Annotated in this window: 11 protein-coding genes; 2 read left to right on the top strand and 9 right to left on the bottom strand. The window is 67.9% G+C overall.

Features of this window, described 5'->3' with window-relative positions; translation table 11 throughout:
* Window positions 1-37: 37 nt before the first annotated feature.
* The 7 genes from C8P69_RS13775 to pimC all read right to left on the bottom strand — a co-directional run bounded on the left by C8P69_RS13775 (window position 38) and on the right by pimC (window position 9,009).
* Window positions 38-988, bottom strand: coding sequence for an ABC transporter permease (locus C8P69_RS13775; protein WP_108177991.1), 951 nt, complete (start codon window positions 986-988; stop codon window positions 38-40).
* Window positions 954-1,913, bottom strand: coding sequence for an ABC transporter permease (locus C8P69_RS13780; RefSeq protein ID WP_108177992.1), 960 nt, complete (start codon window positions 1,911-1,913; stop codon window positions 954-956). The genes C8P69_RS13775 and C8P69_RS13780 overlap by 35 nt, the downstream gene beginning before the upstream one ends.
* Before the next feature lie 48 nt (window positions 1,914-1,961).
* Entirely contained in the window at window positions 1,962-3,752 is a 1,791-nt protein-coding gene (locus C8P69_RS13785; RefSeq protein ID WP_108177993.1) for a peptide ABC transporter substrate-binding protein, read from the bottom strand.
* Window positions 3,753-4,018: 266 nt separating this feature from the next.
* Window positions 4,019-5,866: an ABC transporter ATP-binding protein gene (locus tag C8P69_RS13790; RefSeq protein ID WP_108177994.1), complete on the bottom strand. Its 1,848-nt coding sequence runs from the start codon at window positions 5,864-5,866 to the stop codon at window positions 4,019-4,021.
* 218 nt (window positions 5,867-6,084) lie between these two features.
* Window positions 6,085-6,354, bottom strand: coding sequence for a hypothetical protein (locus C8P69_RS13795; protein WP_108177995.1), 270 nt, complete (start codon window positions 6,352-6,354; stop codon window positions 6,085-6,087).
* Between the two features lie 133 nt (window positions 6,355-6,487).
* On the bottom strand, window positions 6,488-7,639 hold the full coding sequence (locus tag C8P69_RS13800) for an acyl-CoA dehydrogenase family protein (protein ID WP_108177996.1): 1,152 nt from the start codon (window positions 7,637-7,639) through the stop codon (window positions 6,488-6,490).
* Between the two features lie 173 nt (window positions 7,640-7,812).
* Window positions 7,813-9,009 carry a pimeloyl-CoA dehydrogenase large subunit gene (pimC, locus tag C8P69_RS13805; RefSeq protein ID WP_108178132.1) on the bottom strand — a complete coding sequence of 399 codons (1,197 nt, stop codon included), beginning with the start codon at window positions 9,007-9,009 and terminating at the stop codon, window positions 7,813-7,815.
* Window positions 9,010-9,254: 245 nt separating this feature from the next.
* On the opposite strand from pimC, the gene C8P69_RS13810 reads away from it, so the two are divergent.
* Window positions 9,255-10,337, top strand: a complete 1,083-nt coding sequence (locus C8P69_RS13810) for a lactonase family protein (protein WP_108177997.1) — start codon at window positions 9,255-9,257, stop codon at window positions 10,335-10,337.
* A 131-nt stretch (window positions 10,338-10,468) separates the two neighbouring features.
* Window positions 10,469-11,221, top strand: a complete 753-nt coding sequence (locus tag C8P69_RS13815; RefSeq protein WP_108177998.1) for an SDR family NAD(P)-dependent oxidoreductase — start codon at window positions 10,469-10,471, stop codon at window positions 11,219-11,221.
* 235 nt (window positions 11,222-11,456) lie between these two features.
* On the opposite strand, the gene C8P69_RS13820 is transcribed toward C8P69_RS13815, so the two are convergent.
* Together C8P69_RS13820 and C8P69_RS13825 are read right to left on the bottom strand one after the other, a co-directional pair.
* Entirely contained in the window at window positions 11,457-12,902 is a 1,446-nt protein-coding gene (locus tag C8P69_RS13820) for an aldehyde dehydrogenase family protein (protein WP_108177999.1), read from the bottom strand.
* Between the two features lie 136 nt (window positions 12,903-13,038).
* A complete protein-coding gene (locus tag C8P69_RS13825; protein ID WP_108178000.1) occupies window positions 13,039-13,623 on the bottom strand; it encodes an NAD(P)H-dependent oxidoreductase in 585 nt (194 codons plus the stop codon).
* Between the last annotated feature and the right edge of the window lie 6 nt (window positions 13,624-13,629).

The following is a 13,629-nucleotide window of genomic DNA, read 5'->3' on the forward strand; positions in this document are numbered from 1 at the left end:
CGGAGCGCGGCGGATGAACCGGCCGTGCGGCGTGCCCTTAGAGCACGCGGCGCGGGTCGAAGGTGTCGCGCAGGCCATCACCGATGAAGTTGATGGTCAGCACGGTGATGAAGATCGCCGCGCCCGGGAACAGCGCCCAGTGCGGCGCATAGTCCAGGAAGTCCTTGGCGTCGAACAGCAGGCGACCCCAGGTCGGGATATCCGGCGGGAAGCCGAGGCCGAGGAAGGACAGCGTCGATTCCGCGATGATGGCGGCGGCGACGTCGATGGTCGCCGCGACGATCACCGGACCCATGGCGTTCGGCAGGATGTGCCGGACCACCTGCCGCATCCGCGAGGCGCCGAGCGCGTGGGCGGCCTCGACGAACTCCTTCTCGCGCAGCGACAGGAACTGGGCGCGCACGAGACGGGCGACAGGCATCCATCTCAGGCCGCCGATGACGACGACGATGAGGATGAAGACGCCCATCTCGACGCCGAAGAGATCCTTCAGCGCATCGCGGAACAGGTAGATGATCAGCAGCAGCAGCGGCAGCTGCGGCAGCGACAGGAACAGGTCCGTCACCCACATCAGCGCCGCGTCCACCGGACCGCGCGAGATGCCGGCGATGGCGCCCACCACCACGCCGACGATGATGGCCACCAGCATGGCCGCAAGACCCACGGCGAGCGAGATACGCCCGCCATAGATCATGCGCGCCAGCAGGTCCTGTCCGAGGTCGTCCGTGCCGAAGGGGTGCTTCGGCGACGGAGGCGCAAGGCGCGCCGTGAAATCGATCTCGTTGATCGGGACGCGCCAGACCCACGGGCCGACGATCACCGCAAGGATGATCGCGCCGAGGATCACCGTGCTGGCCACGGCCAGCTTGTGACGGCGGAATTTGCGCCAGGCATCCAACCAGGGCGAGACGTGCTCCGCCCTGGCGAGGACACCGATATCGGCCACCGCCGGATCAGCGGAAGGCGATGCGGGGGTCGAGCCAGCCATAGAGGACATCTGCAAGGAGGTTGAAGAACACGACGAGGCACGCGAACACGAAGGTCACGGCCATGATGACGGGAGTATCGTTGGACAGGATGGCGCTGATCAGCAGCGAGCCGATGCCCGGCACGCGGAAGATCTGCTCGGTGACGATGGCGCCGCCGAAGACGGTCGGCATCTGCAGCGCGACCAGCGTCACGACCGGGATGAGCGCGTTGCGCACCACGTGCTTGACGATGACGCGCTTCTCGCCGAGGCCCTTGGCGCGGGCCGTGGTGACGAAGTCGAGCCGGATGACGTCGAGCACCGCCGACCTGACATAGCGGGTGTAGGACGCCGCCTGGAACAGGCCGAGCACCATGACCGGCATGATCGCCTGCCGGATCTGCTCCCAGTACCAGCGCCAGCCGGTCGCATCGATGTCGGACCGGAAGACGAAGGGCAGCCAGTCCAGCCAGATCGAGAAGACCAGGATGAACAGGAGGCCGGTGAAGAAGGTCGGCAGCGAGAAGCCAATGAAGGCGAAGGTGTTGGCGATCTGGTCGAAGACCGAATAGGGCCGCGTCGCCGCGTAGATGCCCACCGGCAGCGCGATGGCGAGCGCCAGAACCTGCGAGGAGCCGATGACGAAGATCGTCGCCGGCAGGCGCTGCAGGATGAGGTCGTCGACATTGACGCGGCTGGCGAAGGAGAAGCCCCAGTCGCCCTGCAGCATCGCCGTCAGCCAGCGGATGTAGCGAATGTAGACGGGATCATCGATGCCGAACTTTGCCCGAAGCGCGAGGCGCACTTCGGGCGGGATGTTCGGATTGGTGGCCATCTCCTCGAAGGGATCGCCAGGAGCCAGCGCCAGCACCGTGAAAAGCACGATGCTGATGCCAAGCAGGCTCGGAATGGCGATCAGCAATCGCCGGAGGAGGTATGTACCCATAAGTGAACTGCCTGGTTCCTCTTGAGCGGGACCTGAGGTGTTCCGGCCTCAGGAGGGCCGGAACCACGCATTCAGGAGCCACAGGTCAAGATCCCAGCCCGAAAGCGTGGGTGTGAGCCTGTTGCTGCTGGCAGCCATGCGGGTGCGGGCGAGAACGGGCAGGAGGATGTTCTCGCTGCAGAAGATGTCGTTCATGCGGATGAACAGCGCCGCGCGACGGGCCGGATCCAGAGAGTTCTGGGCCTCCTTGAACGCATCGTCCGCCTCCTTGCTGGTGAAGCGGGTGATGTTCCGGCCCTGCCACTTGTTCTCCTTGTTCGCGATCTCCCACGAGACCAGCTGGAGCAGGAACCGCTCGGGGTCCGGCTGCAGCATGGTGGTCGTGTACATCTGCATGTCGCAGTAGAACTTGGAATAGGTGTCCGGGTTGGCGACGTCGGAGGAGAAGAAGACCGAAGCCGTGACCGACTTCAGCTCCAGGTCGATGCCGGCGCGCTGGGCGGCCTGCTTGATGATGGCCTGGGTCTTCTGGCGCGGCGCGTTGATGGACGTCTGGTAGACGAACTTCAGCTTCTTGCCGTCCTTGGCGCGGATGCCGTCGGAGCCGCGGACCCAGCCCGCGTCGTCGAGGATCTTGTTCGCCTTGTCGACGTTGAACTCGTACTTCATGTTCGGCGAGGTGAACTTCGCCGGGGCGTTGACGAAGTTGGCGGTCGCCTTGCCGCCGCGGCCGTAGATGAACTTCTCCACGGAATCGCGGTCGATCAGCAGGTTGATCGCCTGGCGCACGGCCGGATCGGTCAGCGTCGGGTGCTTGGTCTTCACGCTCGAACGCTCGCCGTCGACCTCGGTCCACGGATCGGTGACGTTGAGCATGATGAACTCGATGTTGCCGCTGGCGACCGGAATGGCCTTGCCGCGACCGCCACGCTCCATGCGCAGGAGGATCTCGTCCTCCACCTGCATGTTCCAGGCATAGTCGAACTCGCCCGTCTGGATGACCGCGCGGGCGGCCGACACGGCGTCACCGCCGCCCTTGACCTCGAGCGTGTCGAAGAAGGGCTGGTTGGCGATGTGATACTCGGTGTTGCGCTCGCCACGCAGCATGTCGCCGGGCTTGAAGTCGACGAACTTGTAGGGGCCCGTGCCGACCGGCTTGAGGTTCGCCGGCGCATCGCGCGAGGCGGCGCCCTTGAACTGCTCGAACACGTGCTTCGGCAGCACCATGCCGGCGGCGCCGACATAGGCGTCGGCCCAGAAGGGCGTCGGCTGCGGGAAGGTGATCTTGACCGTCAGGTCGTCGACCTTCTCGACCTTGATGTTCTGGTAGGTGCCGATCGTCGTCGCGGCCGTGGCCGGGTCGCCGGCATACTGCCAGGTGAAGATCAGGTCATCGGCGGTCAGCGGCTTGCCGTCATGCCACTTCACGCCCGCCTTCAGCTTCCAGGTGACCGAGAGGCCGTCGGCGGAGACGGTGCCCTTCTCGCGGCTGGGGATCTCGGCGGCGAGGATCGGCACGAGGTTGCCGTCGGTGTCCCAGCCGGCCAGCGGTTCATAGAACACGCGCGAGGCTTCCTGGTCCTTGGTGCCGATGGCGAAATGGGGGTTCAGCAGGGTGGGCGCCTGCCAGAGCAGGATCTTCAGCGGGCCACCGCCGCCGGCCTTGGTGGGCGTGTAGCGCGGCAGCGACTGGGCCTGGGCCACGCCGTGGAAGTCCAGGATGTGCCAGGACATCGGCGCGGTGACGCCGACGGCGAGCATGCGGTTCACGAAGTCACGACGGGAGAGTTTGCCCTCCTTCACGTCGGCGACCATGCCGCGGATTTCAGTTTCCTTCATTGCCCTCACTCCTCGCGCGCCTTTGGCGTACCACTCTCTGTCGGGCCGACTTCGCAGGGGGTCGGCTCACGAAGCGGGGATCGGAGCGTTTTCGGGAACGGAAGTCAACGCGGATTCGCGTGATCTCCACGGCAAGGACAAACCTTGACCGCAATGGCGGCAAGATGCCTAGGAACCTCGCGTTTCTTGCCAAACAGGCAGGCAAAACCTCCTGCGACCGGCTGCCTCATGCCGTTGCGGCATGTGGATACCGGCCCCGGGACACCCTATTCGGCGGCCTCCGTGAGATCGGCGAGGAAGCCGCCGGACTGGCGGGCCCAGAGCTGGGCATAGAGACCGCGGCGGGCGATGAGCGCGTCGTGGGAGCCCTCCTCGACGATGCGCCCGCCATCGATGACCACCAGCCGGTCCATGATCTTCAGGGTGGACAGCCGGTGGGCGATGGCGAGCACGGTCTTGCCCTCCATGAGGTCGCCGAGGCTCTCCTGGATCGCTGCCTCCACCTCGCTGTCGAGGGCGGCCGTCGCCTCGTCGAGGACGAGGATCGGCGCGTCCTTGAGGATGACGCGGGCGATGGCGATGCGCTGGCGCTGGCCGCCGGACAGCTTGACGCCGCGCTCGCCGACATGGGCGTCGTAGCCGGTGCGTCCCGCAATGTCGCGCAGGCCCGGGATGAAGCTGTCGGCATGGGCCTGGCGCGCCGCCGCCTCCAACTCCGCCTCGCTGGCATCGGGCCGCCCGTAGAGAATGTTGTCGCGGATCGAGCGATGCAGCAGCGAGGTGTCCTGGGTGACCACCGACACCGCCTGGCGCAGGCTCTCCTGCGTCACCTCGCGGACGTCCTGCCCGTCGATGCGGATGGCGCCCTCCTCCACGTCATGGAAGCGCAGCATGAGGTTCACCAGCGTGGACTTGCCGGCGCCCGAGCGGCCGACGAGCCCGACCTTCTCGCCCGGCCGGATGGTCAGCGACAGCGCGTCGATCACCGGCCGGTCCTTGCGGCCATAGCCGAAGGTGACGCGATCGAAGGTGATGCCCCCGCCGGTGACCGCCAGCGGGCGCGCCTGCGGCGCATCGCGCATGGTGATGGGGCGAGCGATGGAGCCCATGCTCTCCTGCACCACGCCGACATTCTCGAAGATTCCCTGGATCTCCGCCGCCACCCAGCCGGACATGCTGATGAGCTGGATGGTCAGCGGCAGCACCATGGCCACCGCACCGATCTCGACGCGGCCGGCCTGCCACTGCACCACGGCGAGCGTGCCGACCGCCGCGAGGAGCGCGGCGTTGAGCAGGTTCAGCAGCACCGTGAACAGCGTGTTGACCCGGTGCTGGGCGAGGAACGCCGTGTTCATCTCCAGCATGGCGTCGCGGATGTAGCGGTCCTCGTCGGCGGTGCGGGCGAAGAGCTTCACCGTCTGGATGTTGGTGTAGCCGTCGACGACCTTGCCGGTGACCGCCGAGCGCTTGGCGGAGGCCTCGCGCGAGCGGTCGCGCAGCTTCGGCACCATGGCGGTGAGCAGCGTGACATAGAGCACGACCCAGACGAGGATCGGCAGGGCGAGGCGCCAGTCCTGCGCCAGCATCAGGCCGGTCGCGGCGACGCCGTAGAACAGGATGTGCAGCACGGAGCGCATGGTGGCGAGCGCCGTCTCGCGCACGCCGCCACCCGCCTGCATCACGTGGTTGGCGATGCGGCCAGCGAAGTCGTTCTGGAAGAAGCCGAGCGACTGGCGGATGACGTGATGGTGGCTCTGCCAGCGCGTCAGCGTGTTGAGGGGCCCTGAAATGCCGTGGTTGGAGATGGCGCGCTGCACGAACAGGATGGCGGGGCGCGCCACCAGGACCACGCCGAGCATGGTCGCGAAGGTCGGCCAGGCCGTGGCGAAGAGTTCCTCGCGCGGCGTCGAGGTCAGGATCGCCACCAGGCGGCCGATGAAATAGGGGATCGCCGTCTCGACCAGCGCAGCCGCGATGCCGACGACGAAGAGCGCCGCGAAAAGCCATTTCGCCTGCGAAATGAAATACCAGAAGAAGGCGATGAGGCCCGCGGGCGGCCCCTCGCCGGGCGGCGCGGCGACGGGATCGACGCGGGTTTCGAGATAGCGGAGCATGAAGACCTTGCAAAAAGCGCGGCGCCCACCGGCCGGGCCGGCGGGCTCAAAGGGACGGGACTCGTGATGCCCCTCCAATGTGGTCCTGCCGCGGTGCGGCGTCGACCCCTTTGCGGCACGCGCTCACGGATTGCTGACATGCCCCGGCAGCACCCCGGACGCGGAAAACCCCAGCCTTTCGACCGGGGCTCCCAAGCATCTGCTCTGAAGGGGACGGATCAGTTGCAGACGCGGACCGTGCGGCGCTCGACGCCGTAGGGGGTGTCGACCCAGCGGCGGGTCAGGTAGCACTCGGAAGCGTAGGCGCGGGAGTTGGCCGCCGCGATGGCGCCGCCGACGATGAGGCCGGTGGCGAGGGCGCCGACGCCGAGGGCGACGCCGCGGCCGTGATGATGATGCCAGGGGCCAGCCTGGGCCTGGGAGGCGACGCCCACCGAGAGGGTGGCGACGGCGGCGGCGGCGAGAGCGAGGGTCTTGAAGCGGTTCATGGTCGTGGTCCTTGTCAGGTGGGGGCTCCTGTCGCCCCGAATGACCATGGGTCGCGCCGCCGCGGAAAAAGGTTCGGGCCCGCCGCGATTTTTTCGCAGCGGGCCCGGCCAGGCGTTCGAGGGGTATAGCGGATCAGGCCGCCGCGACCAGCCGGCCGTAATCGGCGACCTCGCTGATGTGATGGTCGGCATCGCCGAACAGCGTGTCGATCATGGTCAGCCGCTTGAAATAATGGCCGGCCTTGTACTCCATCGTCATGCCGATGCCGCCATGCAGCTGGATGCCCTGCTGGCCGATGAACTTGGCGGAGCGGCCGATCTGCACCTTGGCCGCGGAGGCGAGCGCCCGGCGCTCGCGGGCATCCTCGGTGGCCGCCGTCATGGCCGCGAACATGGCCATGGAGCGCGCCTGCTCCAGCGCCACGAACATCTCGGCAGCGCGATGCTGCAGCGCCTGGAACTGGCCGATATTGATGCCGAACTGCTTGCGCTGCTTGAGGTAGTCGACCGTCACGTCGGTGAGCTCGCTCATCGCGCCGACCGCCTCGGCGCAGAGCGCGGCGATGGCCTCGTCGGCCACCGCCTCGAGGATCGGCAGGCCGCCTTCCGGATCGCCCAGCACATGGGCCGCATCGACGCGCACGCCCGACAGGGTCACCTCGGCGGCGTGGGTGCCGTCCTGGGTCGGCGAGGAGCGGCGCGACAGGCCCGCCGCATCCGCCGCCACGAGGAAGAGGCCGATGCCGCCCTTGTCGCGGCGCGCGCCGGCCGTGCGGGCCGAGACGACAAGGTGATCGGCCGTGCCGCCATGGACGACGACGGCCTTCTCGCCGTCGAGCACAAAGGAGCCGCCATCCTTCTTCGCCGTGGTGGTGACGTCGAAGAGGTCATAGCGCGAATGCCGCTCGGTGGTGGCGAGCGCATAGGTGCTGGTGCCCTCGGCAATGGCGGCGATATGAGCCGCCTTCTGCTCGGCGGACCCGGCACGCTTCAGCACGCCGCCGGCCAGCACGACGGTCGCGAGATAGGGCTCGAGCACGAGATGCTTCCCGAAGCTCTCGAAGACCAGCATGGTCTCGACGGCGCCGCCGCCGAAGCCGCCATCCTCCTCGGCGAAGGGCAGGCCGAGAATGCCGAGCTCGGCGAACTTCGCCCAGACCTCGGGGCTCCAGCCACCGGGGAGCGCGGCGATCTTCTTGCGCTCCTCGAAGCCGTAGGTGTCGGAGAGGAAGCCCTCCACCGAGTCCTTCAGGAGTTGCTGTTCTTCGGAGAGATCGAAATCCATGGCGGGAGCCTGTCCGTGGGGTTCCGTGCGAAGCTGAAGCGGTGTGGTCGTCATGCCCGGCCTTGTGCCGGGCATCCACGACTTCCTTCAGCGACGGTGGTGTTCAAGTCGTGGATGGCCGGGACAGGCCCGGCCATGACGGAGCGTGGGCCGCGGGGTGCAGCCTGTCGGGCTCAGAGACCCAGCACCGCCTTGGCGATGATGTTCTTCTGGATCTCGTTCGAGCCGCCGTAGATCGAGACCTTGCGCACGTTGAAATAGGTCGGCGCGATGGTCTGGGCCCATTCCGGCCCGATCGGCGGCTCGTTGGAGCCCGGCTCCTCCGGCGCGTAAGGAGCAGAATGGGGGCCGATGACCTCCATGAGCAGCTCGGTCGTCGCCTGCTGCAGCTCCGAGCCCTTGATCTTCAGCACGGAGGAGGCCGGATCCGGCTTGCCCTTCTCGCGCTTCTTCTCGCCGGCGATGACGCGCAGCTGGGTGATCTCCAGCGCCTTCAGCTCGACCTCCACCTCCGCGATCTTCTCGCGGAAGCGCTGGTCCTCGATCAGCGGGCGCCCGCCGCGCTGCTCGATGGCCGCCATCTCCTTGATGCGGCGGATGCGCTGCTTGGAGATGCCGACGCGGGCGATGCCGGTGCGCTCGTTGCCGAGCAGGAACTTGGCGTAGTCCCAGCCCTTGTTCTCCTGGCCGACGAGGTTCTCCAGCGGCACCTTCACGTCGTCGAAGAAGACCTCGTTGACCTCGCGGCCGCCGTCGATCGTCTGGATCGGCTTCACCGTGATGCCCGGCGTCTTCATGTCGACGAGGATGAAGGAGATGCCCTCCTGCTTCTTCACGGTCGGGTCGGTGCGGGCGAGGACGAAGATCCAGTCGGCATACTGGCCGAGCGTGGTCCAGGTCTTCTGGCCGTTGATGACCCAGTGGTCGCCGACCTTCTCGGCGCGGGTCTTGAGGCCCGCAAGGTCCGAACCGGCGCCGGGCTCCGAGAAGCCCTGGCACCACCAGTCGTCGAGATTGGCGATGCCCGGCAGGAAGCGCTTCTTCTGCGCCTCCGAGCCGAAGGTGTAGATGACCGGGCCGACCATGGAGGTGCCGAAGGCGAGCGGCGGCGGGGCCGGCGCCATCATCATCTCCTCGAGGAAGATGTACTGCTTCACCGCGTCCCAGCCGGTGCCGCCATATTCGACGGGCCAATGGGCGACGCCCCAGCCCTTCTCGTTCAGCGTGCGCTGCCAGAAGACGATGTCGTCGCGGGTCGGATGATGGCCGGCGGCGAGCTTCTCGCGCAGCGCCCGCGGCAGTTTCGCGTCGATGAAGGCCTGCACCTCCTTGCGGAAGGCGAGCTCCTCGTCGGTGAACCTCAGTTCCATCTGAGCCTCCTCAGCGGCCGGGACGATACCCGGCATCAGCATTTCCTCGTCGCCCGAAAACATACCGGTGCGAATGTTTCTTGGGCGCATTCAATCGCTGCCCGGGACGGAAGGCAACAGGAACCTTGCGCCCTCCACCGAGTGGACGAGGCCATCGGGAAGAGCACGTTTGACAAAACTTGTATGGTAGTCAGCATGGCATCCAATCGGCCGGAAGCGCCGAGGTCATTTCAGGGACGAACGCCATGATGAGAAGCCTTTTCGCCGCGGCGGCGACGCTCGCCGCCTGCCTTGCCGCGCCGGCGTCAAACGCCGCCACGATGGTCTACATTTCCAATGCCGAGAGCCGCGAGATCGTCGCCATGGCGCTGGACGCGGAAACGGGCGCCCTTCGCGAGGTGTCGCGAGTCCCGACCTCCGGCACCGCCATGCCCATGGCCGTCTCGCCCGACAAGCGGTTCCTCTATGTCGGGCTGCGCTCGGCGCCCTTCTCGGTCTCGACTTTCGCCATCGACCCGAAGACCGGCGGCCTCGCCCACGTCGAGACCGCGCCCCTGCCCGACAACATGGCCTATCTGTCGACAGACCGAACGGGCCGCTACCTCTTCTCGGCGTCCTATGGCGGCAATCGGATCGCCGTGACGCCGATCGAGGCGTCCGGCGTCGCGCGCGGCGAGCCAATCCAGGTGATCGAGACGCGCAAGAACGCCCATGCGATCCTCGCGGACCGACAGAACCGCAACGTCTTCGCCACCAATCTCGGCGGCGACATCGTCCTTCAGTACCGGCTCGATGCGGCGACCGGGCGTCTTGCCCCCAACACGCCGCCCTTCGTCGAGACCCGGGCCGGCGCCGGGCCGCGGCATTTCGTGTTCCACCCGAACGACCGCTTCGTCTTTCTGATCAACGAGCTCGATGGCTCCATCAACAGCTACCGCTATGACGCAGCCGCCGGGACGCTCGCGGAGGCCTCCACCTCCACGGCGATGCCGGCGGGTGCCGCCGGCGCCAAGCCCTGGGCGGCCGACATCCACCTGACGCCGGACGGCCGCTTCCTCTACGCCTCCGAGCGGACGACCTCGACGCTGACCGCCTACCGCGTCGACGCCGCCACCGGTGCCCTCACGACGATCGGCAGCGTGCCGACGGAGACGCAGCCGCGCGGCTTCAACGTCGACCCGCGCGGGCGATTCCTCGTGGCCGTGGGGCAGAAGTCGAACGGCGCGACCGTCTATGCCATCGACCAGGCGAGTGGCGCGCTGCGAACATTGCAGCAGTACCCCATCGGCCGGGACCCCAACTGGGTCGAGATCATCGACCTGCCCTGACGGGCCGCTCGGCCGCCACGCCCCGTGCGTCGCGGACATGGCAGGCCGCGCCCAGCCATCGGAGCGGGGTGAAGCGGCCTGTGCCATGCTCGGCCACTCCCGGCGGCAGGCCGGATCATGAGGGATCGACCATGGCATTCGACTTCAAGGGCAAGCGCGTCGTCGTCTGCGGCGGCAGCCGCGGCATCGGCCGCTCCATCGCGCTGGGCTTTGCGGCGGCGGGCGCGGGCGTCTCCATCTGCGCCCGCGGCGAGGAGGCCCTGAAGGCCACGGCCGCCGAGATCGCCGCCCATGGCGTGACAGCCCATCAGGCCTCCTGCGACCTCGCCGATGGCGAGGCGATCGCCGCCTATGTCCCGGCCGCCGCCAAGGCCCTCGGTGGCATCGACATCCTCGTCAACAACGCCTCGGGCTTCGGCATGGGCGACACCGAGGAGGGCTGGCAGAAAGGGCTGAACGTCGACGTCATGGCGACGGTGCGGGCGAGCCACGCCGCCATGACCTTCCTCGAGGCCGCGACCGGCGCCTCGATCGTCAATGTCGCGTCGATCTCCGGCTACCGTCCGTCGGTCCGCACGGCCGCCTATGCGGCGGTGAAGGCGGCGGTCATCCAGTACACGTCGAGCCAGGCGGCGGCGCTCGCGCCGAAGGGCATTCGCGCCAATTGCGTGGCGCCCGGCTCCATCGAGTTTCCCGGCGGCAGCTGGGAGCAGCGCAAGACGACCGCTCCCGCCCTCTACAACCGCATCCTCGGCTCGATCCCCTTCAAGCGGCTCGGCACCCCGCAGGAGGTCGCCAATGTCGTGCTCTTCCTTGCCTCGCCCTATGCCGGCTGGGTGACCGGGCAGACCGTGGTCGTGGATGGCGGGCAGCTGCTGGGGTGAGGCCGCGTTTAGGGGGAGGGACCGAACGGCCCCTCACCCTTCCCTCTCCCCGCAGGCGGGGAGAGGGGGCAAAAGCGTCGCGGGATAACGGCTACGGCCGGGCCTGGCACGCAGCGATCGGAAAGGTCGGGACATCGTGGTCACCCTCTCCCCGCGAGCGGGGAGAGGGAAGGGTGAGGGGCCAATGAGGCCCTTGGTCAGGGGCAATCACATGACGTGATGAGCCCCCTCCCCGTCATGCCAGCGTGTAGGAGGTCTTCACCGTGGTGTAGAACTCGCGGGCATAGGCGCCCTGCTCGCGCGGGCCATAGCTCGAGCCCTTCCGGCCGCCGAACGGCACGTGATAATCGACGCCCGCCGTCGGCAGGTTGACCATGACCATGCCGGCCTCGGCATTGCGCTTGAAGTGCGACGCATACTTCAGCGAGGTCGTGCAGATGCCCGCCGAGAGGCCGAAATCGGTGTCGTTGGCGATCGCCAGCGCCTCGTCATAGCCCTTGGCGCGGATGACCGCCGCCACCGGCCCGAAGATCTCCTCGCGGGCGATGCGCATGGTGTTGGCGACGCCGGTGAACAAAGCCGGCTGCAGGAAGAAGCCGGGATTGTCGCGGTTCAGACGCTCGCCACCCCAATGGAGCTTCGCGCCCTCGTCGCGGCCGATGGCGATGTACTTCTCGTCCTGGTCGAGCTGGCTCTGGTCCACGACCGGGCCGATATGGGTGCCGGACTTCATCGCGTCGTCGACGACCAGGCCCTTCAGCCGCTCGGTCAGCGCATCGACGAACTTGTCGTGGATGCCGTCGGTGACGATGAGGCGCGAGGAGGCCGTGCAGCGCTGGCCGGTGGAGAAGAAGGCGCCATTGGCGGCGCATTCGACGGCCACGGCAAGATCGGCGTCATCCAGCACGACGAGCGGGTTCTTGCCGCCCATTTCCAGCTGCACCTTCTTCATTGGCGTCGCGGCGACGCAGGCCGCGGCGATGCGGCGGCCGGTCGAGACCGAGCCGGTGAAGGAGATGGCGTGGACATCCGGATGCTCCAGCATCGCCTGGCCCACCACCGAACCACGGCCCATGACGAGGTTGAGCACGCCCCTGGGCAGGCCGGCGCGGTTGAGGATGTCGACCAGCGCCCAGGTCGAGCCCGGCACGAGGTCGGCCGGCTTGATGACGATGGTGTTGCCGTAGGCCAGCGCCGGGGCGATCTTCCAGCAGGGGATGGCGATGGGGAAGTTCCACGGCGTGATCATGCCGATGACGCCAACGGCCTCGCGGGTGATCTCGATGCCGACGCCCGGACGGACCGAGTTCACCAGCTCGCCGTTGAGGCGCAGCGCCTCGCCGGCGAAGAAGGACAGGATCTGGCCGGCGCGGGCGACCTCGCCGATGCCCTCGGGAAGGGTCTTGCCCTCCTCGCGGGAGAGCAGCGCACCGAGCTCTTCCTTGCGCGCCATGACCTCGTTCGAGGCCTTCATCAGCACGTCGTAGCGCAGCTGCGGGTTGGACCGGCTCCAGGCTGGGAAGGCCTCCTTGGCGGCGGCGACGGCGGCGTTGAGGTCCTCGACCGTACCCTGGGCATACTCGCCGACCACCTCGGTGGTGTTGGACGGGTTGAGGTTCGGCGCCGCCTTGGCGGGCGAGACGAACTCGCCGGCGATGAAGTTGCGGAACACTTGGGTCATGGGCGGTGCCTCCTCGGATCGCATCGCGGACGGTGCGGCAGGCCGCCCGTCCGTTCGGGGGCGGCACAGAACCACACTCGCCGCGTGCCGACCAGCCGCCCCGTCGCATAACGGGAGGGCGGGCTTTGCAGGCGCGTCAGCCCGCCGTGGCGCCGAGCCCGCGGAACCGGGTCTCCAGCTTGGCCACGCCCTCGGGTCCGAGGCCGTCGACGCCGCCGATGACCGTGTCGCGGATGGGGCCGACGCCGATGAAGCCGAGGATGTTGCGCTTCAGGGCCTTGAGGCTGTGGGCGCCGTAGAACCAGCGATAGAGAAAGCCGGGCATGCCCATGGTCACGACCACGTGGGCGCTGCGGCCGGCCATGAGCTTCTCCGGGAAGCCCTTGTCGCGGTAGCGGAAGGCGAAACCGGGCCGGCCCACCTGCTCGAAGAAGCCCTTGAGCAGGGCCGGCATGGAGCCGAGCCACAGCGGATAGAGAATGAGCCAGTGCTCGGCCCAGGCCAGCGTCTCCTGCGCCGCGCGGGCCGCATCCGGGGCGGTGCCGGTCTCGAAATCGGCCTTGGTGGCGAGCATCGGCAGGTGGAGCGTCGCGACGTCGATGACACGGACCTCATGGCCCGCCTCGGCGGCGCCGGCGGCGTAGGCCGCGGCCAGCCGGCGGCAGAGGCGTTCCGGCGCGAGGTCCGGATGCCCCTGGATGATGGCGATGCGCCGTCCCATGGTGCG

Origin of the sequence: Phreatobacter oligotrophus, assembly GCF_003046185.1 — a bacterium.
Taxonomy (GTDB): domain Bacteria; phylum Pseudomonadota; class Alphaproteobacteria; order Rhizobiales; family Phreatobacteraceae; genus Phreatobacter; species Phreatobacter oligotrophus.

Coding starts and splice junctions, on each gene's coding strand:
- C8P69_RS13775 (WP_108177991.1), bottom strand. CDS start 988: ATGGCTGGCTCGACCCCCGCATCGCCTTCCGCTGATCCGGCGGTGGCC.
- C8P69_RS13780 (WP_108177992.1), bottom strand. CDS start 1,913: ATGGGTACATACCTCCTCCGGCGATTGCTGATCGCCATTCCGAGCCTG.
- C8P69_RS13785 (WP_108177993.1), bottom strand. CDS start 3,752: ATGAAGGAAACTGAAATCCGCGGCATGGTCGCCGACGTGAAGGAGGGC.
- C8P69_RS13790 (WP_108177994.1), bottom strand. CDS start 5,866: ATGCTCCGCTATCTCGAAACCCGCGTCGATCCCGTCGCCGCGCCGCCC.
- C8P69_RS13795 (WP_108177995.1), bottom strand. CDS start 6,354: ATGAACCGCTTCAAGACCCTCGCTCTCGCCGCCGCCGCCGTCGCCACC.
- C8P69_RS13800 (WP_108177996.1), bottom strand. CDS start 7,639: ATGGATTTCGATCTCTCCGAAGAACAGCAACTCCTGAAGGACTCGGTG.
- pimC (WP_108178132.1), bottom strand. CDS start 9,009: ATGGAACTGAGGTTCACCGACGAGGAGCTCGCCTTCCGCAAGGAGGTG.
- C8P69_RS13810 (WP_108177997.1), top strand. CDS start 9,255: ATGATGAGAAGCCTTTTCGCCGCGGCGGCGACGCTCGCCGCCTGCCTT.
- C8P69_RS13815 (WP_108177998.1), top strand. CDS start 10,469: ATGGCATTCGACTTCAAGGGCAAGCGCGTCGTCGTCTGCGGCGGCAGC.
- C8P69_RS13820 (WP_108177999.1), bottom strand. CDS start 12,902: ATGACCCAAGTGTTCCGCAACTTCATCGCCGGCGAGTTCGTCTCGCCC.
- C8P69_RS13825 (WP_108178000.1), bottom strand. CDS start 13,623: ATGGGACGGCGCATCGCCATCATCCAGGGGCATCCGGACCTCGCGCCG.